Origin of the sequence: Nocardia sp. NPDC060255, from assembly GCF_042727395.1 — a bacterium.
Taxonomy (GTDB): Bacteria; Actinomycetota; Actinomycetes; order Mycobacteriales; family Mycobacteriaceae; genus Nocardia.
Genome location: NZ_JBHXAU010000003.1, coordinates 289,103 through 313,170, shown reverse-complemented (window position 1 = coordinate 313,170; position 24,068 = coordinate 289,103). Strand labels below are relative to the sequence as shown.

At 68.1% G+C, this 24,068-nt stretch carries 19 protein-coding genes; 14 read left to right on the top strand and 5 right to left on the bottom strand.

Annotated elements, in window-relative coordinates:
• Positions 1-3: 3 nt before the first annotated feature.
• From ACFWF1_RS09745 to ACFWF1_RS09730, 4 genes are all read left to right on the top strand, one after another.
• A complete protein-coding gene (locus ACFWF1_RS09745) occupies positions 4-774 on the top strand; it encodes a hypothetical protein (RefSeq protein ID WP_379284758.1) in 771 nt (256 codons plus the stop codon).
• Positions 774-1,955, top strand: coding sequence for a glutathionylspermidine synthase family protein (locus ACFWF1_RS09740; RefSeq protein WP_379284757.1), 1,182 nt, complete (start codon positions 774-776; stop codon positions 1,953-1,955). The genes ACFWF1_RS09745 and ACFWF1_RS09740 overlap by 1 nt, the downstream gene beginning before the upstream one ends.
• Positions 1,955-2,410, top strand: a complete 456-nt coding sequence (locus ACFWF1_RS09735) for a DUF350 domain-containing protein (protein ID WP_379284756.1) — start codon at positions 1,955-1,957, stop codon at positions 2,408-2,410. The genes ACFWF1_RS09740 and ACFWF1_RS09735 overlap by 1 nt, the downstream gene beginning before the upstream one ends.
• Positions 2,411-2,581: 171 nt before the next feature.
• A complete protein-coding gene (locus ACFWF1_RS09730) occupies positions 2,582-2,902 on the top strand; it encodes a helix-turn-helix domain-containing protein (RefSeq protein WP_379284755.1) in 321 nt (106 codons plus the stop codon).
• Positions 2,903-2,921: 19 nt separating this feature from the next.
• Here ACFWF1_RS09730 and ACFWF1_RS09725 read toward each other — a convergent pair whose 3' ends face one another.
• Both ACFWF1_RS09725 and ACFWF1_RS09720 read right to left on the bottom strand, forming a co-directional pair.
• Positions 2,922-3,542, bottom strand: a complete 621-nt coding sequence (locus tag ACFWF1_RS09725; protein WP_379284754.1) for an MBL fold metallo-hydrolase — start codon at positions 3,540-3,542, stop codon at positions 2,922-2,924.
• The gene (locus ACFWF1_RS09720; protein WP_379284753.1) at positions 3,539-4,624 is read right to left on the bottom strand and encodes an S-(hydroxymethyl)mycothiol dehydrogenase; all 1,086 of its coding nucleotides are present in this window, start codon (positions 4,622-4,624) and stop codon (positions 3,539-3,541) included. The genes ACFWF1_RS09725 and ACFWF1_RS09720 overlap by 4 nt, the downstream gene beginning before the upstream one ends.
• A 196-nt stretch (positions 4,625-4,820) precedes the next feature.
• Here ACFWF1_RS09720 and ACFWF1_RS09715 point away from each other — a divergent pair, with 196 nt between their 5' ends.
• Positions 4,821-5,246 (top strand): DUF1707 domain-containing protein, encoded by a 426-nt coding sequence (locus ACFWF1_RS09715; protein WP_379284752.1) that lies wholly within the window; start codon positions 4,821-4,823, stop codon positions 5,244-5,246.
• A gap of 6 nt (positions 5,247-5,252) precedes the next feature.
• Here ACFWF1_RS09715 and ACFWF1_RS09710 read toward each other — a convergent pair whose 3' ends face one another.
• Positions 5,253-7,286 carry a hypothetical protein gene (locus tag ACFWF1_RS09710; protein WP_379284751.1) on the bottom strand — a complete coding sequence of 678 codons (2,034 nt, stop codon included), beginning with the start codon at positions 7,284-7,286 and terminating at the stop codon, positions 5,253-5,255.
• Between the two features lie 479 nt (positions 7,287-7,765).
• Between ACFWF1_RS09710 and smc the strand changes: the two genes are divergently transcribed.
• Positions 7,766-11,392, top strand: coding sequence for a chromosome segregation protein SMC (gene smc, locus ACFWF1_RS09705; protein ID WP_379284750.1), 3,627 nt, complete (start codon positions 7,766-7,768; stop codon positions 11,390-11,392).
• A 117-nt stretch (positions 11,393-11,509) separates the two neighbouring features.
• Here smc and ACFWF1_RS09700 read toward each other — a convergent pair whose 3' ends face one another.
• On the bottom strand, positions 11,510-12,427 hold the full coding sequence (locus tag ACFWF1_RS09700) for an NmrA family NAD(P)-binding protein (RefSeq protein ID WP_379284749.1): 918 nt from the start codon (positions 12,425-12,427) through the stop codon (positions 11,510-11,512).
• A gap of 105 nt (positions 12,428-12,532) precedes the next feature.
• Here ACFWF1_RS09700 and ACFWF1_RS09695 point away from each other — a divergent pair, with 105 nt between their 5' ends.
• A complete protein-coding gene (locus ACFWF1_RS09695) occupies positions 12,533-13,303 on the top strand; it encodes a TetR family transcriptional regulator (protein ID WP_379284748.1) in 771 nt (256 codons plus the stop codon).
• A 243-nt stretch (positions 13,304-13,546) separates the two neighbouring features.
• Here ACFWF1_RS09695 and ACFWF1_RS09690 read toward each other — a convergent pair whose 3' ends face one another.
• Positions 13,547-13,936 (bottom strand): DUF2237 family protein, encoded by a 390-nt coding sequence (locus tag ACFWF1_RS09690; protein WP_040737431.1) that lies wholly within the window; start codon positions 13,934-13,936, stop codon positions 13,547-13,549.
• Between the two features lie 119 nt (positions 13,937-14,055).
• Here ACFWF1_RS09690 and ftsY point away from each other — a divergent pair, with 119 nt between their 5' ends.
• The 7 genes from ftsY to ACFWF1_RS09655 all read left to right on the top strand — a co-directional run bounded on the left by ftsY (position 14,056) and on the right by ACFWF1_RS09655 (position 24,053).
• Positions 14,056-15,747, top strand: a complete 1,692-nt coding sequence (ftsY, locus tag ACFWF1_RS09685; protein WP_379284747.1) for a signal recognition particle-docking protein FtsY — start codon at positions 14,056-14,058, stop codon at positions 15,745-15,747.
• Positions 15,748-16,170: 423 nt separating this feature from the next.
• Positions 16,171-17,550, top strand: coding sequence for an ammonium transporter (locus ACFWF1_RS09680; RefSeq protein WP_379284746.1), 1,380 nt, complete (start codon positions 16,171-16,173; stop codon positions 17,548-17,550).
• 5 nt (positions 17,551-17,555) lie between these two features.
• Positions 17,556-17,894, top strand: coding sequence for a P-II family nitrogen regulator (locus tag ACFWF1_RS09675; RefSeq protein WP_040737447.1), 339 nt, complete (start codon positions 17,556-17,558; stop codon positions 17,892-17,894).
• A gap of 65 nt (positions 17,895-17,959) precedes the next feature.
• Positions 17,960-20,440 carry a [protein-PII] uridylyltransferase gene (locus tag ACFWF1_RS09670; RefSeq protein ID WP_379284745.1) on the top strand — a complete coding sequence of 827 codons (2,481 nt, stop codon included), beginning with the start codon at positions 17,960-17,962 and terminating at the stop codon, positions 20,438-20,440.
• Between the two features lie 118 nt (positions 20,441-20,558).
• Positions 20,559-20,873, top strand: a complete 315-nt coding sequence (locus ACFWF1_RS09665) for a hypothetical protein (RefSeq protein ID WP_379284744.1) — start codon at positions 20,559-20,561, stop codon at positions 20,871-20,873.
• A 147-nt stretch (positions 20,874-21,020) separates the two neighbouring features.
• The gene (ffh, locus tag ACFWF1_RS09660) at positions 21,021-22,586 is read left to right on the top strand and encodes a signal recognition particle protein (RefSeq protein WP_379284743.1); all 1,566 of its coding nucleotides are present in this window, start codon (positions 21,021-21,023) and stop codon (positions 22,584-22,586) included.
• 327 nt (positions 22,587-22,913) lie between these two features.
• Positions 22,914-24,053, top strand: coding sequence for an amidohydrolase family protein (locus ACFWF1_RS09655; protein WP_379284742.1), 1,140 nt, complete (start codon positions 22,914-22,916; stop codon positions 24,051-24,053).
• The last annotated feature ends 15 nt before the right edge of the window (positions 24,054-24,068 follow it).

The following is a 24,068-nucleotide window of genomic DNA, read 5'->3' as shown; positions in this document are numbered from 1 at the left end:
ACAGTGAGCACGCACAATCCCGGTGACGAGCGTCCGGGAAACGAGCCGAACGAACCCGCCGCCGCGGCGGAGCAACCGTCGAGCACGCCCGGGACGCACGAAGCGAATACTCCCGGACCTGGCAATACGGCCGCCTCCGGCGCGGACGATCCGACTCCCGGCGCGGCGCCAGCGCCCGTCCCCGGACCGCCCACCGTGATTCCGGAATCTTCTGCACCGCAACAGGTCCCACCGCGCCGCGGTAGCGTGCAGCGGCAGGAGCCCGGCATCACCCAGCCGCGCCCGCCGACGGTGGCCGAGGCGCGGGCCCGGGACAAGGCGCGCAAGCGAGCCGAGGAAGCGCAGCAGGCCGCCGTCGCGGCGGGAGAGGCCAAGAAGCGCACGCGCAAGCGGGTGATGATCGGCGGGGTCGCGATCGTCGGCGTCGCGGCGCTGGTCGGTGGCGGGTACCTCGGCTACCGGGCGTTCACCGCGCCCGACAAGGTCACCGCGTCGTGCGTGAAGACCGAGAACGGTCAGGACATCGTCGTCGACGACCGCTTCTGCGGGGACGGGCGTCAGGGCTTCGTCAGTGACGGCGGCATCGGACCCGGTCTGATCCTGCTCGGCGGTGGCCCGCAATACCGCTACTACTACGGCGGCACGCCGACCATCGGCAAACCACCGACCGGCGGCACCACTGTGAAGCCCAAGAGCGCGGAGATAAAGACCAAGAGCGGCACCACAATTCAGCGCGGCGGACTGGGTAGCAAGAGCACCGGCGGAGGGTCGTAGTGCGGCGAGTACGCAGTACGCCCCGGCCGGATTGGCAGCAGATCACCGAGAGCCAGGGCCTCGTCTACGGTGTGCCCGGCCGCGATGCCGGCGGTCGGCCACGGCCGTACTGGGACGAGTCGGTGTACTACGAGTTCGAGATGAACGAAATCCTCGCGCTGGAAGCCGATGTCGAGTTGCTGCACTCGATGTGCCTGGACGCCGTCGAGCACGTCGTGCTGACCGAGCGGTTCAAGGATTTCGGTCTGCCCGAATGGAGTTGGGGGCCGATCGCCGAATCCTGGCGGCGCAACGACCCTTACGTGTACGGACGGTTCGACCTGCGCTACGACGCGCGGCGTCCGGCGAAACTGCTGGAGTACAACGCCGATACGCCGACCTCGCTGCTGGAGGCGGCGATTGTGCAGTGGCACTGGCTGACCGCGCTGTACCCCGGCGGTGATCAATGGAATTCGTTGCACGAGAAGCTCGTCGAGCGCTGGACCGAGCTGCGCGACATCCTGCCGACCGCGCAGCTGCACTTCAGCTGGTCGGGGGCCGACGCCACCGGTGAGGACAACGTCACCACCGCCTATATGCAGGAGACCGCGGCCGAGGCCGGGTTCGACACCATCGCGTTGCCGATCGAAGAGGTCGGATTCGACACCGAGCTGGCACGTTTCGTCGACCTGGCCGAGGCGCCGATCGAGGCGATCTTCAAGCTCTACCCGTGGGAATGGGCCCTGGACGACGACTTCGGCAAGCGGGTGGTGGGCAGCCTGCCGCAGACCATGTGGATCGAACCGCTGTGGAAGACGTTGCTCAGCAACAAGGCGATCCTCGCGATCCTGTGGGAGATGTACCCCGGGCATCCGAATCTGTTGCCCGCCTACCTCGATCAGCCCAACGAGCTCACCGAATACATCCGCAAGCCGAAGCTCGGCCGCGAGGGCGCCAACATGACCATCGTCGGCGCAGGCCTGGAAACCGCCACCGGCGGCGTCTATGGCGAGGAGGGCTACGTCTACCAATTGCTCGATCCGCTACCGGAATTCGACGACATGCGGCCCGTGCTGGGCGCCTGGATCGTCGGCGACACCGCCGCGGGCCTCGGCATCCGCGAGACCGCCGGACTGATCACCGACGACGGCTCCGCCTTCGTCCCGCACCGCATCGCCCAATCCGCCTCGGAAGGATCATGATGACCACAGTCGCCCTCGAATCGGGGTACTGGAGCTCGCTCGGCGAGGGCGTGGGAGCGATCATCCTCTACGCCCTGATCGGCTTGGTACTGATGCTCGTCGGCTTCTACGCCATCGACCTGACCACTCCCGGCAAGCTGCGCGCACTGGTCGTCCAGGGCAAGCCCAACGCCATCATCGTCGCCGCCGCAGGCATGATCAGCATGGCCTTCATCGTCGTGCTCGCCATCCTCGCGGTCGGCACCGGCGGCAAACTCTCCGAAGGTCTCATCGCCGCCCTCATCTTCGGCCTCGTCGGCATCATCGCCCAGGTGGTCTCGGTCCGCGTCATCGAAAAGGCCCTCGGCATCGACATCGGCGCCACCCTGCACGCCGACACCTACACCACCGAAGTCCTGTTAGTAGCCGCCGCCCACTTCGCCCTCGGCCTAGTAGTAGCCTTCGCCATCCTCTAACCGCTACCTCCCGGCGTTACCCGTCGCTGCTGTTCAGCCCCACTTGTCGGACCCACCCCCTAACCTGCAACCGCATTCGCTAGATCAATCCTTATCAAGGAAATCCTTGAATCGCGGACGTTGGGGCGATACTGTCACTCATCTGACCGAGCGAGCTGAGGGGTTGCACCGATGACTACCCACCGTCGCTGGCGCGACACCGGACATCTCGAACGCGCGATCGAGGCCGCGGGCGGGCCGGAGGCTTTCGAAGAAGGCGTCGATCGCCTGAAAGACCGGGCCCGTGGCTGGCGACTTGCCGAACTCCGCAAACATCGTGGCCTGAGCCAGAAGCAGGTAGCGGAACACATGGGCGTGTCCGTGGCGCGTGTATCGCAGATCGAACAGGGCGAGGTATCCACCCGAGAGGTGTTGGACCGGTACGTATCCGCCCTCGGCGGCGTGCTGAAGCTCGTCGCCGACTTCGGCGACGAGCAACTGCGCGTTGGCTGACCGCGCGTAGCGCACCCAATTAGTGGCCGCGGGCGATCCAGTCTGCGAGAGAAGGCTTTTCGGTGCCGATGGTGGTGGTGTCGCCGTGGCCGGTGTGCACGGTTGTTTCGTCGGGGAGGGTGAGTAGGCGGTCGCGGATCGAGTCGATGATGGTGTCGAAGTCGGAGTAGGAGCGGCCGGTGGCGCCGGGGCCGCCGGAGAACAGGGTGTCGCCGGTGAAAAGGGCGGCGGCTTCGGGGAGGTGCAGGGAGACGGAGCCGGGGGAGTGGCCCGGGGTGTGCAGGATGTCGATGTCGGTGCCGCCCAGGGGGATTCGCGGTGTGTCTGCGAGCGAGCGGTAGTCGACGTTGGGGTGGGTCATCCGCCAGAGGGGTTCGTCGGCGGGATGCAGGAGGATCGGGGCGTCGAGGCGAGTGCTCAATTGAGGTGCGACGGTGACGTGGTCGTTGTGGCCGTGGGTGCACAGGATGGCGACGACGTTGCGGTTGCCGACGGCGTCGGCGATCGCGTCCGCATTGTGTGCGGCATCGATGACGAGGACGTCGTGGTCGTCGCCGATGAGCCAGACGTTGTTGTCGACGTCCCAGGTGCCGCCGTCGAGGGAGAAGGTGCCGGAGGTGATGACGCGGTCGATCCTCACAGGACCACCACCGAGCGCAGCACATCGCCGGCGTGCATGGCGGTGAACGCGGCCTCCACCTGGTCGAGCGAAATACGTTCGGTGACAAAGCGTTCCAGTGGCAGCCGACCCTGCAGGTGCAGGTCGATCAGGGTGGGGAAGTCGCGTTCGGGCAGGCAGTCGCCGTACCAGGAGGACTTCAGCGCGCCGCCGCGGGAGAACAGGTCGATCAGCGGCATCTCGATGGTCATGTCCGGCGTGGGAACGCCGACCAGGACCACGGTACCCGCCAGGTCGCGGGCGTAGAACGCCTGCTTCCAGGTTTCCGGACGGCCGACCGCCTCGATCACAACGTCGGCGCCGAAGCCGTCGGTGTACTCCTGGATCTTCTCGACCACGTCCTCGCTGGTCGCGTCGATGGTGTGGGTGGCGCCGAAGTCGGTGGCCCAGGCCAGCTTTCGGGCGTCCCGATCGACCGCGATGATGGTCTTCGCGCCGGCCAGCCGCGCGCCGGCGATGGCCGCGTCGCCGACGCCGCCGCAGCCGAGCACCGCGACGGTGTCGCCACGGGACACGTTGCCGGTGTTCATCGCGGCGCCGATACCCGCCATCACGCCGCAGCCGAGCAGCCCGGCCACCGCGGGATCGGCCGCGGGATCGACCTTGGTGCACTGTCCTTCGTGCACCAGCGTCTTGTCGACGAACGCGCCGATGCCGAGCGCCGGGCTCAATTCGGTGCCGTCGGTGAGCGTCATCTTCTTGCTCGCGTTGTTGCTCGCGAAGCAGTACCAGGGCCGACCGCGCTTACAGGCCCGGCATTCACCGCATACGGCCCGCCAGTTCAGGATGACGAAATCGCCGACCACGACGTGGGTGACCGCAGCACCGACGGTCTCCACGATCCCGGCGGCCTCGTGCCCGAGCAGGAACGGATACTCGTCGTTGATGCCGCCCTCGCGGTAGTGCAGATCGGTGTGGCAGACGCCGCAGGCCTGCACCCGCACGACCACGTCGTTGGCGCCGGGATCGGGAATCACCACGTCGACGATCTCGACCGGCGCGCCCTTGCTACGGGCGATGACACCGCGCACGGTTTCCGACACCTATGCCTCCTAGGGGTTTTCGTCGACGCGAACCCTGACCGCCCGCGCGCTGAGCATCGTCCATACTGCCGCGCCCGGGGTGGTGACACCAGCGCCGGGTCTGGTCCGGCGGCAAAGGGTTGACATTCCACATTGGAGGATGCATTGTTGTGGACATTCCACTATGGAGGGTGGAACCGTCGACAAGGAACCGCAGATGGAAATCTCGACTGGTACCCGCGCCTCGAACGCCGAACGTGAGAAGGTGGTGCGCCTACTCGCCCGGCACCTCGACGATGGGCGGATCGACCTCGCCGAGTACGACCAGCGCACCGCGCAGGTGTATGCGACCACTACAACGGAGGATCTGCAGCTGGTGCTGTCGGATCTGCCCAAGTTGCCGAAAGAGTCTGCCGGCAAGGCGGATTCGTCGCCCAGGATGCCGATCTGGCAGAAGATCGAGGGCTCGAGCTGGCTCGGCGTGAGTGTGCTCGTCCTGTTCATCTGGGGCGCGATTTCGCTGAGCGTCGGCGAATTCACCTATCCGTGGCCGATCTGGGTGATCGGACCGTGGGGCGCGGTGCTCGTGTTCCGCATGCTGACCGGGTTCGAATCCGGTCGGTGCGCACGTCGCATCAGCTGACGCGGCCTACGGCCAAGGTGGCGTAGCGCTCTGCGATGTCGCGTGGCGGCCCGAGCCCGCCGAATTCGGTGGCGGGCTCGACCGGCGGCGACGCGCGGGCGGTTCGTCGGGCTGGTCGGTCCATGGTCGGGTGTAATCGTCACGCGGCTGTTCCCGTGGCGTCTGCCGCTGGCGTGGCATGGATCGCTCGGGCCAGGACGGTTCCGGGTTCGGCGCGGGTCGTTGCCGGGGCGGCGAAGGTTGCTCGTATCGGCCCGATTCCGCGTAATCGTGCGGCAGGGCCGAACTTCCTCTGCGCTGTAGCGGCAGGTCTGGTTCGCCGCGCCGCGAATCATATTGGGGCTGTGCGGTTTCCCTGTGATATGCCCGTGACGGCTGCTCCGGCGAAGGTTGCTCCAGTTGCGACTGGATGGCATCGAGCCGTCGGCGCCGCGCCCAGGCGTCGGCCGGGTCCTCGTAGGGAGACTGCGCGGGTGCGTCGTCGTCGCGAGACCACTCGTTTGCCGGTTGCGCGGGCTGTGACCGTGTGCGCCGCTCGAGTGGGGGCCGTGCGTTGTCGTCCCGGACCGGCCAATGCGGTGCGGGATCCTCGTAGTGGGGTGCGGGCTCGTCCTCCCATCGGGCCGGTTCCTCGTACGGGGTGGGTCCGAAATCCTCACGCGAGCGCGCGGGGACGGAGGAAGGCCACTGCGAGCGTGCCGGCTCGGCCTGCGGGGCGGCATCCTCGTACGGTGACCGGGCGGGTTCGAATTCCGCACGCGGCAAGCGCACGGGCGCGGCGGGACGCCACCGCGCGTGTGCCGGTTCCGGTTCGTCGAACGGTGAGCGCACTGGTTCGGCCTCCTCGTACTGAACCCTGGAGGGCGCGAGGGGATCTCGCCATGCGCGTGCCGGCTCTGGGTAGTCGTATGGTGGCTGCGCCGGTGCAGAGTCGTCGTGCCGGGACCTGGAGGGCGCGAGGGGATCTCGCTGTGGGCGTGCCGGTTCCGGTTCGTCGTATGGTGATCGCGCCGGTTCGGCGTTTTCGTGCCGGGACCTGGAGGGCGCGAGGGGATCTCGCCGTGCGCGTGCCGGTTCTGGTTCGTCGTACGGCGACTGCGCAGGTTCGACGTCCTCGTATCGGGACCTGCCGGATGTGATCGGATCTCGCCGCGAGCGTACGGGCGTGGCCGGAATGGGGGCCGACTCTTCGTCGAGCGGTGCGGCATTCCGCGGCTCGGGACGGGAGCGCTTCGCTGGCAGCTCGTTTCGGTGTGCCCGTGTCGAAATGGGTTCCGCACGCCGGGGTGTCGGGCGGGGGAGGCCGGGCTGCTGGATCGGGAGTTCGCGGGTCTCCTGAGTCGCGCTCACGCCCTTCTCGCGATAGGTCGCCGGGATGTCGTGGGTGCGCAACCAAGCGCCAGGGTCGTGCCTGCCATGTCGATCTAGTTGCGGGACAACCTCTTCGAGCAGTTCGAGGATCTCACCCTCGTCATCGCCGAGGGCGGTACGGATGTCGGGGAAAGTTTCGGGGTGGAAGACCCACATCCATTCGTAAGGGGGATAGGTACCACCCAGGTCGTGGCCGTGGAAGACGAGGTCGCCGGACCGGGCGATCTTCGCGCGCATCGACCACCCCTCGGATTCGACCAGGAACTCCCGCGTCCCGGCCCGGTCGGCGAGCGGCTCACTGTCGTCGGCCCGGAGTATGCCGGGTATCCATCGGCTCTTGCTCGTGCGGCCATGCGTTGCGCCACGGACTTCCGCACGACCTTTGGCGTGGCCCCGGCGAGTCCCCACGCTGTCCCTGCGGTTTTCGGCGCGCTCCGCCTCGAGCTCGTCTTCGTCGTCCTCGCGATAGTCGGTCAACTTGATCTCGAACCACGCCGCACCGAGCCCGGCGGCCAACAACGCACCCGCGATGGCGACCTCGACCCACTTGTCCGCCAGCAGGGCACTCTTGCTGTTCTCGCACGCGTACAGAAACAACAGGCTGCCGAGCACGAGCGCCGCGATTCGGGCAAGCCGGAACGCCGTACTGGTCCCGGCTGGGGCTGGCATCCTGTGGCGCTCCAAACATTCCCGCTGGCGAATCAGACTGGATCGTATGCGGCGAGATCGCCGGGCGTCAGGGCGTGCGGCGAGTCCGTCGTTCTGTTGGTGTAAAGGTTCCGCTGACGTCTCGAGTTCGTTACCTGCGGGCATCGGCACGGCCTATGCTGGCGGGCTATCGTCCTGCATGTGGTGGGCGCGTCGGTCGCCGCGCCGGATCCGGTGCGGTAGACAGTAGGACGACGCGTCCGGCAAACCTCGGGCACATCGAAATACGCGATATCGCGGGATGACTCGATAACCTACGTGTATCGCCGAAGCACCATACGGTCACCCGCGCCGTCCCGCGTCGGGGGTATTCGACACTCGACGGATACCATGGCTGGTCGCCCGCGTCTGCTGACCAGGCAGAATACGGCGGCATGCGCGACGGGCAGGCGCGCGGAACCGACGAAGGCCGCCAATCGGAAACGGAAAGGTCGTCGAACTTGCATCTCAAGAGCCTGACGTTGAAGGGCTTCAAGTCCTTCGCGTCTGCGACGACGCTGCGGCTGGAACCCGGTATCACCTGTGTGGTCGGTCCGAACGGATCCGGCAAGTCCAACGTGGTCGACGCGTTGACCTGGGTGATGGGCGAGCAGGGCGCGAAGGCGCTGCGCGGCGGCAAGATGCAGGACGTGATCTTCGCGGGCACCGCGGGCCGCGCACCGCTCGGCCGCGCCGAGGTCACCCTCACCATCGACAACTCCGACGGCGCGCTGCCGATCGACTACGCCGAGGTGTCCATCACCCGGCGGATGTTCCGCGACGGCGCGGGCGAATACGAGATCAACGGCAGCTCCTGCCGGCTGATGGATGTGCAGGAACTGCTCAGCGACTCCGGCATCGGCCGCGAGATGCACGTCATCGTCGGACAGGGCCAGCTCTCGGCCATTCTGGAATCGCGCCCGGAGGATCGGCGCGCGTTCATCGAAGAGGCCGCCGGCGTGCTCAAGCACCGCAAGCGCAAAGAGAAGGCGGTCCGCAAGCTGGACGCCATGCAGGCCAACCTGGCCCGGCTCACCGACCTCACCACCGAACTGCGCCGCCAGCTCAAGCCGCTCGGCAGGCAGGCCGAGGTGGCCCGCCGCGCGCAGACCGTGCAGGCCGACCTGCGCGACGCGCGCATGCGCCTGGCCGCCGACGACCTGGTGACTCGTCGCGGCGAACTGGAGAGCCAGCAGAGCAAGGAAGCTTACGCGCGCGAGCAGCACATCACCGTGCAGAGCGAGCTCGACGCCGCCAATGCCGCACTGGCGCAGCAGGAATTCCAGCTGTCCAGGCTGACGCCGAGCGCCGAGGCCGCCGCGCAGATCTGGTTCCAGCTTTCCGCGCTGGCCGAACGGGTCAACGCGACCATCCGGATCGCGCAGGACCGCGCCCGTCATCTCGACACCGAAACCCCGGTCGGCAGCGGGCGTGACCCGGAACAACTGGAGGCCGAGGCCGAGCGGGTGGAGGCCGAGGAGGCCGAGCTGCGCGAGGCGGTCGAGATCGCGACCGAGACCCTCGAAGCGGCCAGGGACGCGCTGGGCGAACGCGAGCAAGCCGCCAAGGCCGCCGAGCAGGCGCACCTCGCCGCGGTGCGCGCGATCGCGGACCGTCGCGAAGGCGTGGCGCGACTGGTCGGCAAGGTCGACACGTTGCGCACCAGGGCACAGTCTTTCGATGGCGAGATCGCCCGGCTGACCACGTCGATCGCCGACGCGCGGCAGCGCGGCGAGGCCGCGCAGGCCGAATTCGACACGGTGCAGACCGAACTCAGCGAGCTGGACGCGGGCGAGGCGGGCCTGGACGCGCAGCACGAGCACGCGACGCAGGCGCTCGCGCTGGCCGATCAGCGGGTGACCGAACTGCGCGAACAGGACCGCGAGGCCAGCAAGCGGGTCGCGTCCTTGTCGGCACGGATCGAGGCGCTCGGCATGGGCCTCGCCCGCCGCGACGGTGCGGCCTGGCTGGTCGAGCATCGGTCGCAGGGGCTGCTCGGACCGCTGTCCGGACTGTTGCGGGTGCACGGCGGGTTCGAAGCCGCGGTTGCCGCCGCGCTCGGTCCGCTGGCGGACGCCGTCGCGGCGGACACCGGTGAATCGGCGCACGACGCCATCCGCGCGTTGAAGGACGCCGATGGTGGCCGTGTCGCACTGGTATTCGGTGCCGAGGGCGGCAGTCGCCCGCAACTCGGCCCGCTGCCCGGTGCCGCCCGCTGGCTCGCCGACGTGGTCGAGTGCCCGGACAGTGTGCGCGGCGCGATCACCGCGCTGACCGCGGGCATCGCCGTCGCCGACGACTTGGCTACCGCCAGGTCGGTCGTCGCGGCCCGCCCGGATCTGCGGGTGGTCACCTCCGAGGGCGATCTCACCGGAACCGGTTGGCTCCTCGGCGGATCCGACCGCGCACCGAGCCAGCTGGAGATCCAGGCCGACATCGACGGCGCGAAGACCGACCTCGTCGCGGCGCAGCGGCGAGCCGAGGAACTCGAGGCGGCACTGTCCGGCGCGCTCGCCGAACAGGCCGATCGCAAGGACGCCGTCGACCAGGCGCTGCTCGCGCTGCACGAATCCGATCAGTCGCTGGTCGCCATCTACGACCGGCTCGGCAGGCTCGGCCACTCGGCCCGCACCGCGCAGGCGGACAGCGAGCGACTGCTCGCCCAGCGCACGGAAGCCGAAGCGAGCCGGGAGGAATCGCTCACCGCGCTCGCCGAAATCGAGGACCGGCTGCGCAATGCCGAACTCGAACAGTCCGAGATCGACTCCGACGGCACCTCCGCGGGCACCGAGACCGCGGGCCGCGAACGCGAAGAGGCCGCCGCGGCGCTGGCCGAGGCCCGCTCGATGGAGGTGGAGGCGCGACTGTCGGTGCGCACCGCCGAGGAACGCGCGGAATCGGTGCGTGGCAAGGCGGATTCGCTGCGCCGGGCCGCGCGCGCCGAACGCGAGACCCGCGCGCGCGCCGAACGCGCCCAGGCCTCCCGCAAGAAGGCCGCCGAAGTCGCTGCGGCGGTTGCCGAATCCGGTGCCCGGGTCGCCGCGGAGCTGGAAAAGGTGGTCGCCGAGGCGGGTACCCGGCGCGACGATCTGGTGCGCCGGCGCGGCGAAGCGGCCGCCCAGGTCGAGCAGGTCAAGGAGCGGGTGCGGGTGCTGTCCACCCAGCTGGCCCAGCTCACCGACGCGGTGCACCGCGACGAAGTGGCGAAAGCCCAAGCGGCGCTGCGCATCGAACAGCTGGAGACGACCATCTCCGAGCAGTTCGGTATCGCCCTCAACGACCTGATCGCCGAGTACGGCCCCGACGTGCCGCTGCCGCCGACCGACCTGGAATGGCAGGAGTACGAGCAGGCCAAGGAGCGCGGCGAGCAGGTCACCGCGCCCGCGCCGATGCCGTACGACCGGCCCACCCAGGAACGCCGCGCCAAACGCGCCGAGAAGGACCTCACCACCCTCGGCAAGGTGAATCCCCTTGCGCTGGAGGAGTTCGCCGCGCTAGAGGAGCGCTACAACTTCCTGGCCACCCAGCTCGAAGACGTCAAGAGCGCGCGCAAGGACCTCCTAGAAGTGGTCGCCGAGGTGGACGCCCGGATCCTGCAGGTGTTCACCGAGGCATGGGAGGACGTCGAGCGTGAGTTCGTCGGCGTGTTCGCCAAGCTGTTCCCCGGCGGCGAGGGCAGGCTGATCCTCACCGACCCGTCCGACATGCTCACCACCGGCATCGAGGTGGAGGCGCGGCCGCCGGGCAAGAAGGTCAAGCGGCTGTCGCTGCTGTCCGGTGGCGAGAAGTCGCTCACCGCGGTGGCCTTGCTGGTGGCCATCTTCCGCGCCCGCCCGTCCCCGTTCTACGTGATGGACGAGGTCGAGGCCGCGCTCGACGACACCAACCTGCGCCGCCTGATCGGCCTGTTCGAGCAGCTGCGCGAGAAGAGCCAGCTGATCGTCATCACCCACCAGAAGCCCACCATGGAAATCGCCGACGCCCTCTACGGCGTGAGCATGCGCGGCGACGGCATCACCCAGGTCATCTCCCAGCGCCTCCGCGGGCAGAACGTGGCCCCGGCCCCCGTGGGCGCCGCCGCCAGCTGAGCCGCACACCCGCTGACCTCCCGCACCGGGTGGGCTCCGCCGCACCATTTTTGGTTTGCCGCACCGAGAATCGCATGCGAAATTCGGTGCGGGAAGTTGGAAGGCGTGCGACTGGCGTTAGTGTGCTGCGCTGGCTCGGTCGCCGTCCAGCAATGACTTGATCTGGGCGGCACCGGTTTCGGTGAGCCAGGTGTCGAAGGTGCGCAGGCCGGGGTGGATTTCGCGGATGGCGGCGATGTCGGCGCGCCAGCCGCCGGTGGCGCGGATCAGGCGCCAGGTGTGTGCGATCGAGTCGCCGAGTTCTGCGGCGGCCGCCTCGTCGAGCTCCTGGTAGCGGACCTGGTGGCCGGTGGCCTTGGTGATCGCTTCGGCTGCGGTGGGCGGGGTGAGTGCGTCGCCCGCGAGTTCCAGGGTTTTGCCGTGCAGGCGGTCCGGGTCGGCGAAGGCCAGGGCCGCGATGTCGGCGATGTCGGCCAGGGCAATGACTTTCATCGGTTGATCGGCGGGGAACAGGTGCCGGTGGACACCGTCGACGATGCCGTCGACCGGGAAGTCACGCATGAGGTAGTTCTCCATGAAGCGGACCGGGCGCAGCAGGGTGTAGCGGGTGCCGCTGGCGGCGATGGCGGCCTCGATCCGGTTCTTGCCGCTGGCGCCCCACGTGTTGTCGCCGTTGAACGAGGCGATGCCGGTGAAGACGATCTGTTCGACGCCGGCGCGGCGGGCGGCGTCGACGAGTGCCTCGCCGCGTTGCGCTTCGAGTTCGACATCCCAGCCGTGCGGGCCGTAGGCGGCGGGCGGCACCGCGAAAAGCGCTGCGGCACCAGCGAGTGCGGCGGGCAGGGTGCCGGGAGTGTCGAAGTCGCCGACGGCTAGTTCCGCGCCCGCTGCGGCCAGTGCCCGCGCGGCGGGGGCGTGCGGATCGCGGACCAGCGCCCGCACCGCCCTGCCGTCCGCGAGCAGCCTGCGGGCGGTCGCGCCGCCCTGCTTGCCGGTGGCTCCGGTGACCAGGACGAGGTTGTGCTGAGGGGACATGCTTGCCTTCTCTGTCGATAGAATCGGGTCGGACAACCCGTATTTCGGACCATACGGGTGCCGTGACCCGGTTGACCAGGTCAGGCAAGGGAAGGCCGTAACGAAATGACCGCTTCAGTCGACGCCGCACCGGGTACCTCGGCGCGTGCCGACGCCCGACGCAACCGCGCTCTGGTGCTCGCCGCCGCGCAGCGGGCGTTCGCCGAATACGGACCCTCGGTGTCGCTGGCGGAAGTGGCCCGCCGGGCCGGGGTCGGTGCGGGCACGGTCTATCGGCACTTCCCGACGAAATTCGATCTGCTGGAAGCGGTTATGCAGCAGCGCGTCGACCGCCTGGCCAAGCTGGCCGCCGACCACCTCGACGCGCCGGATCCCGGCGCCGCCTTCTTCGACTTCTGTACCGAGGTAGTGGCGTCGACGCCAGGCAACGAGGCGCTCTGTGAACTGATGCAGTCCGATGACGGTTGGCCGCGTGCGCTGCTGATGAGCGCGGGTGCGCGTTTCCATAAGGCGCTGGGTGGGCTACTGCTGGCCGCGCAGCGTCAGGGCACGGTGCGCGCCGATATCGAGGTGTCCGATGTGCTGGCCATCTTCACCGGATGTGTTGCCATCCAACGTCTTCAGCAGTCCAAAGGCCGGATCGATCGCACTGCCGCGATCGTCCTCGACGCTATGCGCGCCACACCGGGCGTGACGAATCGTGGCACTGAAGCCAACCCGCGTAACGAATCATCGGATCGTAACGAATCCGGCGACCGCCACTGCCCCGTATGCGACGCGACGGTTCGGCACACCGGAACCGGCCGCCGCCCTCGCTACTGCTCGGCCGCTTGCCGTCAGAAGGCGCACCGGCAACGCGTCGCTGCCCGAGCCTGACTCGTCGGCAACCGCCGCGCTCTGGGGATCTGCGCCACTCACGGGCACCCACGGTGGGTGCGGATACCGCGAGCTGGCGCAGATTCGCGGCGATCAGCAGCGGTTGCGTGATGTGAATCGCATTGAGCGGGGACGAGTTCGGATGGCACAAAAGTGACGTAGGTCAGAATCGGACGGTACCGGTGGACAGGGCCGGTCGGCAGCCGGGGCGTGGGCCACGGGCTGCCGCCGGGAATGGGCGATTTACAACAGGTCGCTGACGTCGTTGGGCACGTCCACGGCGTATTTGCGGAGGATGTCCATCGAGATCACTTCCAGGGCGTTTTCGTGCGTTGCGGCCAGCACCACGGGTGCGGCGACACCGTCCTCATGCGCATGCAGCCATCGCACCGCCACCACGCACCACCGGTCTCCTGGTTGTAGGCCCGGGAAGTTGTTCTCCGGGCGCGGCGTACTCAGATCGTTGCCGATGGACGCCTGGTGCTCCAGGAATTCGGCCGTGACGACGGTGCACACGGTGTGGCTACCGAGATCCTCCGGCCCGGTGCTGCAGCAGCCGTCCCGGTAGAAGCCGGTGAGAGGATCGGTGCCGCACTCTTCCAGCGGCCCCCCAAGCACGTTTCGATCGGTCACGTCGCCGATCCTATTGCCACCTCGCGAGAAGTTCCGCAGGACAAGAAATCTCGGGGGTTGTGTCTCGGCCCCGGGGCGGCGTGGTAAAGCAGGTCGCTGCGTTCTGCAAGGATGGGCGCGTGAGTTCCGAAGCCTGGATCCTGATCGCCGTCGTCGCCGCCCTGCTGCTGGTGGTGCTTGTTGTCGGATTTGTCCGGTACAAGCGCTCCCGGGTCTCGCTGACGCCGCCGCCCGTCGACAAAGAACTGACCGACAAGTCCGGTGGTTACTCGGCGTCGGGGGGATTCAGCTTCAGCCAGGGCGGCACCGCGACCAAGGAGCCGCAGCCGGTCGAGCGGACAGACACGGACGGTCAGCCGCACGTCGGCGACGACGCGGCCATCCCGCGCGACGCGCCGAAGCGGGGGATCACGAATGTCACGCTGCCGGAGACCGACGTCGCCGAGGTGCCGGAAACCGAATCCGGGGCGACTGCGCCCAAGAGAACGGACGCGACCCAGTCGGTACAGACGGACACGACTCCGGGCACTGCCGAATCGGGCACCGCGTCGTCTGAATCGGGCACGGCGTCGTCTGAATCCGGCACGGCGTCGGCCGAATCCGGCACTGCGCCTGCTGAGTCGGGCACTGCGTCTGCTGAGTCGGGCACTGCGTCTGCTGAGTCGGGCACTGCGGCCGCTGAGTCGGGCACTGCGTCTGCGGAATCGGACACGGCTGAGACGGGTACCGCCCAGACCGAGACAGGCGCTCCTCCGACTACGACAGGCTCAACCACAACGGGTGCATCCCCGACCGGAGCTTCCCTGAGCGGAACGGATGCGGCTCCGACCGCAACCGCCGCCCCCGACACCGCCGCAGGCGCCGAAGCCCCGATCCCCCTCGAAGACATCGATCCCACCGCAGGCCGCCTGGTCCGCCTGCGCGGTCGCCTGTCCCGCTCGCAGAACGCGGTCGGCAAGAGCCTGCTCGGCCTGCTCGGCGGCGGCGACCTCGACGACGACTCGTGGGAAGAGGTCGAGGACACCCTCGTCCTCGCCGACCTCGGCACCGCGAGCACCGCCGCCGTGGTCGAGCGGCTGCGCGCCGAGATGGCCGCCCGCAGCGTCCGCACCCCCGACGCGGCCCGCGCGGTCCTGCGCGATGTGCTGATCGAGGCGCTGCGCCCCGAGCTCGACCGCTCGATCCGTGCCCTGCCGCACGCCGACCACCCGTCGATCCTGCTCGTCGTCGGCGTCAACGGCACCGGAAAGACCACCACCACCGGCAAACTCGCCCGCGTGCTCGTCGCCGACGGCCGCCGTGTGCTGCTCGGCGCGGCCGACACCTTCCGCGCCGCCGCCGCCGACCAGCTGCAGACCTGGGGCGAGCGGGTCGGTGCGGACACCATCCGCGGCAAGGAATCCGCCGACCCGGCCGCCGTCGCCTTCGACGCGGTGACCGCCGGTATCGAGCGCGGCGTCGACGTGGTGATGATCGACACCGCAGGCCGTCTGCACACCAAGACCGGCCTGATGGACGAGCTCGGCAAGGTCAAGCGCGTCGTAGAGAAGAAGGCCGCCGTCGACGAGGTGCTGCTGGTGCTCGACGCCACGGTCGGCCAGAACGGCCTGATGCAGGCGCGCGTTTTCGCCGAGGTGGTCGACATCACCGGCGTGGTGCTCACCAAGCTCGACGGAACGGCCAAGGGCGGCATCGTCTTCCAGGTCCAGCACGAACTCGGCGTCCCGGTGAAGCTGGTCGGCCTCGGCGAGGGCGCCGACGACCTCGCCCCCTTCGAACCGGGCGCCTTCGTAGACGCCCTCCTCGGCTGACTCACCCGGTACCCCCAAGATCTGCACCCTCACTCGGGATCGGCACTCGGAATAGGGCCCTAGAGCCGGTGCGGCTCCCGAGAGAGAGTGCGGATTCTGCTTTCGATGCGCGGAATTCTCCTACGTTCGAGTTCGTCCTGGAATTGGGCTCGGGATCCGTGGTGTTTGCGGTAAATCGCATCGAATACGGAATGTTTGCTAGCTGTACTGGCCGGTAACCGCTTATCCCTTTTGTCCGGAGCTAGCCGCCGATCCGCCCGAAAACTCGGGGCGTAAACCACGAAACGTGGAAGCAACACAACTGGCCCATCCGTTCACGCAGGTGAAACACGCCAGCTCTGTGGATGAAACACCAAGTGACCACCCTTCTGTGCAGGTCCATTTGCCGGAGTCGGCAGGGCCCGAGATGAGGAGGACTTCAAGGTGGCTTTTCCCCTTACCGGTGCACCGGACACTGGTGACACCGCATGGATGCTGGCGAGTTCAGCGCTTGTGTTGTTGATGACGCCCGGTCTGGCATTTTTCTACGGCGGCATGGTCCGTTCGAAGAACGTGCTGAACATGATCATGATGAGCGTCAGTGCCATGGGTTTGGTCGGCGTCCTGTGGTCGCTGTACGGATACTCGGAGGCATTCGGCAACAACAAGTTCGGCGTGATCGGTGACCCCGCGCAGTTCTTCGGACTGAAGGGTCTGATCGGCGGCAACTCGGTTGCCGAGGTCAAGGACGCCAGCGGCGCGGTCACCACCGCGGCGGTGAACATTCCACTCGCGGGCACTATCCCGATGAGCGTGTTCGTCGCCTTCCAGCTCATGTTCGCCATCATCACGGTTGCTCTCATCTCGGGTGCGGTCGCCGACCGCCTGAAGTTCGGCTCGTGGCTGCTCTTCGCGGGCATCTGGGCCACGGTCGTCTACTTCCCGGTCGCGCACTGGGTCTTCGACTTCGACGTGAAGGACGCGGACGGCACCGTCGTGCACGAGGGCGGTTGGATCGCGAACAAGCTGCAGGCGGTCGACTTCGCCGGCGGCACCGCGGTGCACATCAACGCCGGTGCGGCCGGTCTCGCGCTGGTGCTGGTGCTCGGCAAGCGCAAGGGCTGGCCGACCACCGCGTTCCGCCCGCACAACCTGCCCTTCGTCATGCTCGGCGCCGGTCTGCTGTGGTTCGGCTGGTTCGGTTTCAACGCGGGTTCCGCGGTGAGCTCGGGCGGCCTGGCCGGTTCGACCTTCATCACCACCACCTTCGCGACCTGTGCGGGCATGCTCGGCTGGCTGCTGGTGGAGAAGTTCCGTGATGGCAAGCCGACCTCGCTCGGTGCGGCCTCGGGTGTCGTGGCGGGTCTGGTCGCGATCACCCCGTCCTGCTCCTCGGTGAACGTGCTCGGCGCGCTGACCATCGGCGTGGTGGCCGGCGTGCTGTGCGCCCTCGCGGTGGGCCTGAAGTTCAAGTTCGGCTTCGACGACTCGCTCGACGTGGTCGGCGTGCACCTGGTCGGCGGCATCGTCGGCACCCTGATGGTCGGCCTGGTCGCCGCGCCGGAGGCGGGCGCGGGCAAGACCGGCCTGTTCTACGGCGGCGGCATCGATCAGCTGTGGCGGCAGGCGGTGGGTGCCGGTGCGGTACTTGCCTTCTCCTTCATCGCCAGCCTGATCATTGCCTATATCGTGAAGTTCACCATTGGGCTGCGAGTCAGCGACGAAGCCGAGGCAGTGGGCTTGGACGAGTCCGAGCACGCGGAAACTGCCTACGATTTCGCCGCGCTGGGCAGCACGGCACGTTCGGCCGTCAAGGAGGCATGACGAACATGAAACTGATCACCGCAATCGTCAAACCGTTCACACTCGAGGACGTCAAGACCGGGCTCGAGCAGGCGGGCGTGCTCGGCATGACTGTCAGCGAGGTGCAGGGTTACGGCCGCCAGAAGGGTCACACCGAGGTCTACCGAGGTGCCGAGTACTCCGTGGATTTCGTGCCCAAGGTCCGGGTCGAGGTGGTCGTCGACGACGCGTCCGTGGACAAGGTCGTCGAGGTGATCGTCGAGGCTTCCCGCACCGGCAAGATCGGTGACGGCAAGGTCTGGGTGACTCCGGTCGACACGATCATCCGGGTGCGGACCGGCGAACGCGGTACCGACGCTCTGTAACGAATATCGATCGAGCGGCGGCCCCGCCTCCCACCGGAGCACCGGTCGGGGCGGGGCCGCCTTGCATGGACGGGTGGTGGGTTGTGGGCAACAACGAGCACGGCGCCGGAGAAAGCAACGGCGGCAAGGTATCCAATGGAGCGGCCGACCTGGTCCGGGCCCGAAACCAATTGCTCGACGGCGGTATGCCGCGCAACCCACGACTCGATGCCGAATCCTTACGACAAGCCTTGGTCGACCTCTATGAACTGTGGCTTACCAGCAAGGGCACCGAGCTCGGCATCACCAAGGAGAGCGGCCTGGCCGTGGTCGCCGTCGGCGGGCTCGGCCGCAGGGAGATGCTGCCGTACTCCGACCTGGACCTGGTGCTGCTGCACGACGACGTCGACCCCGCCAGGGTCGCCGAGGTGGCCGACCAGCTCTGGTATCCGCTGTGGGACGCCCACATCAAGCTCGACCACAGCGTGCGGACCGTCCCGCAGGCGCTGCGGGTGGCCGCCGACGATCTCATCGCCGCGCTCGGCATGCTCGAGGCCAGGCATATCGTCGGCGACCACGACCTGAGCAATCTGCTGATCGGCGGCGTGCGCCGGGAGTGGCGGACCGGAATCCGTTCGCGGTTCGACGAATTGATCGCCCAGGCCGAGGCGCGGTGGCAGCGCAGCGGCGAGATCGCGCATCGCGCCGAACCCGATCTGAAGAACGGGCGCGGCGGCCTGCGCGATATCCAGCTGCTCGACGCCCTCGCCATCGCCCAATTGACCGATGCCATGCCGGGACTCGGTCCGGAAGTACCGGGAGGTGGCCTGAAACAGGCCCATCGTCGTTTGCTGGATGTTCGCACCGAGTTGCACCGGGTGGCCGGTCGAGCCCGTGACCAGCTACGAGCCCAGGATGCCGACGAGATCGGGGCCGCGCTGCGCATCGGCGACCGGTTCGATCTCGCCCGCACCCTGAGCGATTCCGCGCGGACGGTGAGCTATTCAGTGGATGTCGGATTGCGTACCGCGGCAAACGCTTTGCCGCGGCGCGGGCTGGCCCGCCTCCGTCGCATGCCGGTGCGCCGACCACTCGATGAGGGGGTGGTCGAGCACGCGGGGGAGGTGGTGCTGGCCAGGGACGCGCGGCCGCAGCGCGACCCCGGCCTCATCCTGCGGGTGGCGGCCGCATCGGCGCAGACCGGGCTGCCGATGTCGGCCACCACCCTCAACCGGCTCTCCGAAGACGCGCCCGAGCTACGCGAACCGTGGCCCAAGGACGCGCTCAACGACCTGCTCGTGCTGCTGGGCGCGGGCCGCGGCGCCATCGATGCGATCGAGGCGCTCGATCGAACGGGCTTGTGGGGCAGGCTACTTCCGGAATGGGGCGCCGTCCGCGACCTGCCGCCGCGCGACGCTCTGCACACCTGGACTGTGGATCGGCACCTGATGGAGACGGTGTCCTATGCCAGCGCGATGAGCACCCGGGTCGCTCGGCCGGACCTGCTCGCCCTTGGCGCGCTCCTGCACGACATCGGCAAGGGCCGCGTGGGCGACCACAGTGTGGTGGGTGCCGAATTGGCCACCCACATCGGCCGTCGCCTCGGCCTGTGGCCGTCCGACGTGCGCACTCTGAGTGCCGTTGTGCGCCACCACTTGCTGCTTCCCGACACTGCGACTCGTCGCGACCTGGCCGATCCTGCCACCGTCCAACACGTCGTCGACACGCTGGGCGGCGATCCGGAACTCCTCGAACTGCTACACACCCTGGCCGAAGCGGATTCCCTGGCCACCGGTCCCGGCGTATGGGGCGACTGGAAGGCCTCGCTGATCGGCGATCTGGTCCGGCGTTGCCGCCTGGTCATGGCGGGCGGCGAGCTGCCGACACCCGAACCGATCGCGCCGGAACTGGTCGCCAAGGCCAAGGCGGGCGGCGTGCACGTCGAATTGAAGCCGGGGGAGGGCAAGTACACCTACACGGTCACCGTGATCGCGCCGGACAGCGCGGGCCTGCTCTCCGACGCCGCCGGGGTGCTCGCACTGCACTCGCTGCGGGTGCTCTCGGCCTCGCTCGGCGTCGAAGGTGATTCCGCCTTCGACACTTTCGTGGTGTCGCCGAAGTTCGGTGACCCGCCGGATGCCGGACTGTTGCGCCAGGAACTCATCCGCGCCATCGCCGGTGACCTGGACGTTCCCGCCGTGCTCGCGAAACGCGAGCGCGAGGCGGGCGGCATCGGGCCGAGCCAGTACGCGCAGGCCCAGCCTCGGGTGCTCTGGTCCGGTACCTCGGTGCCCGGTCAGGTGCTGCTGGAACTGCGCGCCGAGGACCGGATCGGTCTGCTGAGCAGACTCGCCGCCGCGTTGGAGGACTGCGGCGCCGACGTCCGCTGGGCCAAGGTGGTGACGATGGGTTCGGCCGTTGTCGACACCTTCTGTCTCGACCTCGGTTCCGCGGACAGTCCGGACCGCAGGGCGGACATCGACAAGGCGATCTTGGCCGTCGTCCCGCGACCGGCGCCGAAGAAGCCCGCGGACGGCATGCCCGGCCCGGAGATCATCGGGTCCTGACCTTCGCTACCAAGTAACCAATCTGTTGCACATGATTTGCTGGAACCGATATCTCGAGGGTCCCTCACGTTCTAGTATCAGAGCGTCTGGCTATCGCTAGCATGAGGGGAGCACGTCGGTGGCAATTGAAGTTGTTGCGGCGTCGATGATGACGAGCGACGAAACCACGCACATGGCGCGGTGCGTCGGCGGGGATCGCTGGGTTGTCTCCTGGCTACCGGGTCGGACATTGACCGGACAGCAGGCTGTGACCGCCATGACCATCGCCTCCACGGTCGCCAACTCACGCATCCCCACCACCACGGAATGGGCCATCCTCGACGACCTGGCACTCGAGCTGGGACTGACCGCACGCGAGGCGGTATACATGGTGGCCAAGGAGAATCACGACTACCGCAAGACGGCCAAACCGCGTCGCCGTTCGCTCGAATAAGACCGGCCGTCAGCGTGGGAAATCCGGCGACCGGGCAGCGAAACGCCCCGGTCGCTTTTCCGTGCGTTCATCCCCGTGCGCAGAACTGTCGGCTATCCCATTACCCTGGGAGGCAATTGACGTCCCCCGAGATCAGGAGCGCGATCGGTGTTCGAATCCCTGTCCGACCGGCTTACCGGTGCCCTCAAGGATCTGCGTGGTAAGGGGCGTCTGTCACCGGCCGACATCGACGCCACCTGTCGTGAGATCCGGCTTGCCCTGCTCGAAGCCGACGTCGCGCTGCCGGTGGTGCGTGGTTTCATCGCCCGAATCAAGGAGCGCGCCAAGGGCGCCGAGGTCTCCGCCGCGCTGAATCCGGCGCAGCAGGTCGTCAAGATCGTCAACGAGGAACTCGTCGGTATCCTCGGCGGCGAGACCCGCAGGCTGACCCTGGCGAAGAACCCGCCGACCGTGATCATGCTCGCCGGTCTGCAGGGTGCCGGTAAGACGACCCTCGCGGGCAAGCTCGCCAAATGGCTGAAGGGACAAGGACATCAGCCGTTGCTGGTGGCCTGCGACCTGCAGCGGCCCGGCGCCGTCACGCAGCTGCAGGTGGTCGGTGAGCGCGCGGGCGTGCCCGTGTTCGCGCCGCACGGCGGCACCTCCATCGGTGGCGGCGACAACGCGCTCGGTGTCTCGGCCGCCGACCCGGTCGAGGTCGCCCGTGGCGGTATCGAAGAGGCCCGCGCCAAGCAGTACGACGTGGTCATCGTCGACACCGCCGGTCGCCTCGGCATCGACGAAGAACTGATGCGCCAGGCCGCGGGCATCCGCGACGCGGTGCAGCCGGACGAGACGCTGTTCGTGCTCGACGCGATGATCGGTCAGGACGCGGTCGCCACCGCCCAGGCCTTCCGCGACGGCGTCGGCTTCACCGGCGTCGTGCTCACCAAGCTCGACGGCGACGCCCGCGGTGGTGCCGCGCTGTCGGTGCGCGAGGTGACCGGCGCGCCGATCATGTTCGCCTCCACCGGTGAGAAGCTCGAAGACTTCGACGTCTTCCACCCGGACCGGATGGCCAGCCGCATCCTCGGCATGGGCGACGTGCTCAGCCTGATCGAGCAGGCCGAGCAGATCTACGACCAGGAACAGGCCGAGGAAGCCGCCCGCAAGATCGGCAGCGGCGAGATGACGCTCGAGGACTTCCTCGATCAGATGCTCGCCATCCGCAAGATGGGCCCCATCGGCAACCTGCTCGGCATGCTGCCCGGCGCCGGCCAGATGAAAGACGCGCTCGCCGCCGTCGACGACAAGTCGCTGGACCGAGTGCAGGCCATCATCCGCGGCATGACCCCCGCCGAACGGGACAACCCGAAGATCATCAACGCCTCCCGCCGCCTGCGCATCGCCAACGGCTCCGGCGTCCAGGTCTCCGAGGTCAACCAGCTCGTCGACCGCTTCTTCGAAGCCAAAAAGATGATGGCAATGATGGGCCGCCAGATGGGCATGCCCGGCGCCCGCCGGTCCAACAACAAAAAAGGCAAGAAGGGCAAGAAGGGCGGCCGCGGCCCGACCCCGCCGAAGGTGCGCGGTGGTCTGCCCGGCATGCCCGCTGGCATGCCCGGACTGCCCGCAGGCATGCCGGACATCTCGAACATGCCCGCCGGCCTGGACCAACTGCCGCCCGGCCTCGAAGGTTTCGATCTTTCGAAACTCAAGTTCCCCAAGAAGTAGACCGACTTGTTGCGCCGCGCACGAATTGGCTAGTTGATTCGTGCGCGGCGCGAGAAGCGATGCGCAGCGCTGTCGCTCTTGCCGAGGTCTGGCTGCTGTCAGCAGCGTGACGGGTCCGGCAGGTCATCAGCGCCGCCGAGCTCCCGCGCGCGTTGTGTTGCGCCGCGTCGGAATTCGCTAGCTGATTCATGCGCGGCGTGCGAGTCGGTGCGCGGCGTCCTGCTGGGCGGCGTTCGATCGGAAGTCTGCCGATAGCTACGGTCTGCCGTGGCGGTGGCCCTGAGTCGCGGTAGTTCTCGGGCGGTCTGGTGCGTGACGGTCAGGGGGATGGACGTTAGGTTGGTGGGAGCCGACGACGTCCAGGAGGTTGCTGTGCATCTGCGGGGTGTGGTTCTCCCTGGTGAGGAAGTCCGCGATCTCTGGGTGCGGGATGGGCTGGTTTCGTTCGAGCCGGTGCCGGAGGCTGAAACACTGTGTCGCACAGGGTGGATCGTGCCCGGGCTGGTCGATGCGCACTGTCACGTCGGGATTCGGTATGGCGGGGGAGACGAGGATCGGGACGGGGCCATCGCGCAGGCCGAGACCGAACGGGACGTCGGTGCGTTGCTGTTGCGTGATGCCGGGTCGCCGATCGATACCCGGTTCATCGACGATCACGAGGAACTGCCTCGGATCATCCGCGCGGGCCGTCACATCGCCCGTCCCCGCCGCTACATCCGTGAACTCGGTATCGAACTCGACGACGAACGCGACCTGCCGGAGATCATCGCCGAACAGGCCCGGTTCGGCGACGGTTGGGTGAAGATCGTCGGCGACTGGATCGATCGCTCCGTCGGCGACCTGCGTCCACTGTGGAGCGACGCCATCCTCAAGGAGGCCATCGACGCCGCCCACGCCAACGGCGCCCGCGTCACCGCACACGTCTTCGGCGAGGACGCGCTGCCTGGCCTGATCGACGCGGGCATCGACTGCCTCGAACACGGCACCGGCCTCACCGACGACACCATCGAGATGATGGTCGAACACGGCACCGCCCTCGTACCAACCCTCGTCAACATCGACACCTTCCCCGAAATCGCCGACAGCGCAGGCAAATTCCCCACCTACGCCGCCCACATGCGCGACCTGCACCGCCGCGTCCGCACCACCGTCGCCAACGCCCACGACGCGGGCGTCCCCATCTTCGCGGGCACCGACGCGGGCGGCTCCATCCGCCACGGCCGAATCGCCGACGAGATCACCGCCCTGTCCGGCGCCGGTCTATCCCCGCACGACGCCCTCGGCGCCGCCTCCTGGAACGCCCGAACCTGGCTGCGCCGCCCCACCATCGAACCCGGCGCTCCCGCGGATTTCGTTGTCTACCAGGAAGACCCACGCCTCAACCCCGAGGTCCTGAACACCCCCTACGCCGTCATCCTCCGCGGCCGCCTCTACGCACACCACAACCCCATCACCGGCCACCGCTAGCACAGGCACTCTCCA

Coding starts and splice junctions, on each gene's coding strand:
- ACFWF1_RS09710 (WP_379284751.1), bottom strand. CDS start 7,286: ATGCCAGCCCCAGCCGGGACCAGTACGGCGTTCCGGCTTGCCCGAATC.
- ACFWF1_RS09655 (WP_379284742.1), top strand. CDS start 22,914: ATGGACGTTAGGTTGGTGGGAGCCGACGACGTCCAGGAGGTTGCTGTG.
- ACFWF1_RS09695 (WP_379284748.1), top strand. CDS start 12,533: ATGACCGCTTCAGTCGACGCCGCACCGGGTACCTCGGCGCGTGCCGAC.
- ACFWF1_RS09730 (WP_379284755.1), top strand. CDS start 2,582: ATGACTACCCACCGTCGCTGGCGCGACACCGGACATCTCGAACGCGCG.
- ACFWF1_RS09700 (WP_379284749.1), bottom strand. CDS start 12,427: ATGTCCCCTCAGCACAACCTCGTCCTGGTCACCGGAGCCACCGGCAAG.
- ACFWF1_RS09675 (WP_040737447.1), top strand. CDS start 17,556: ATGAAACTGATCACCGCAATCGTCAAACCGTTCACACTCGAGGACGTC.
- ACFWF1_RS09670 (WP_379284745.1), top strand. CDS start 17,960: ATGGACGGGTGGTGGGTTGTGGGCAACAACGAGCACGGCGCCGGAGAA.
- ACFWF1_RS09735 (WP_379284756.1), top strand. CDS start 1,955: ATGACCACAGTCGCCCTCGAATCGGGGTACTGGAGCTCGCTCGGCGAG.
- ACFWF1_RS09715 (WP_379284752.1), top strand. CDS start 4,821: ATGGAAATCTCGACTGGTACCCGCGCCTCGAACGCCGAACGTGAGAAG.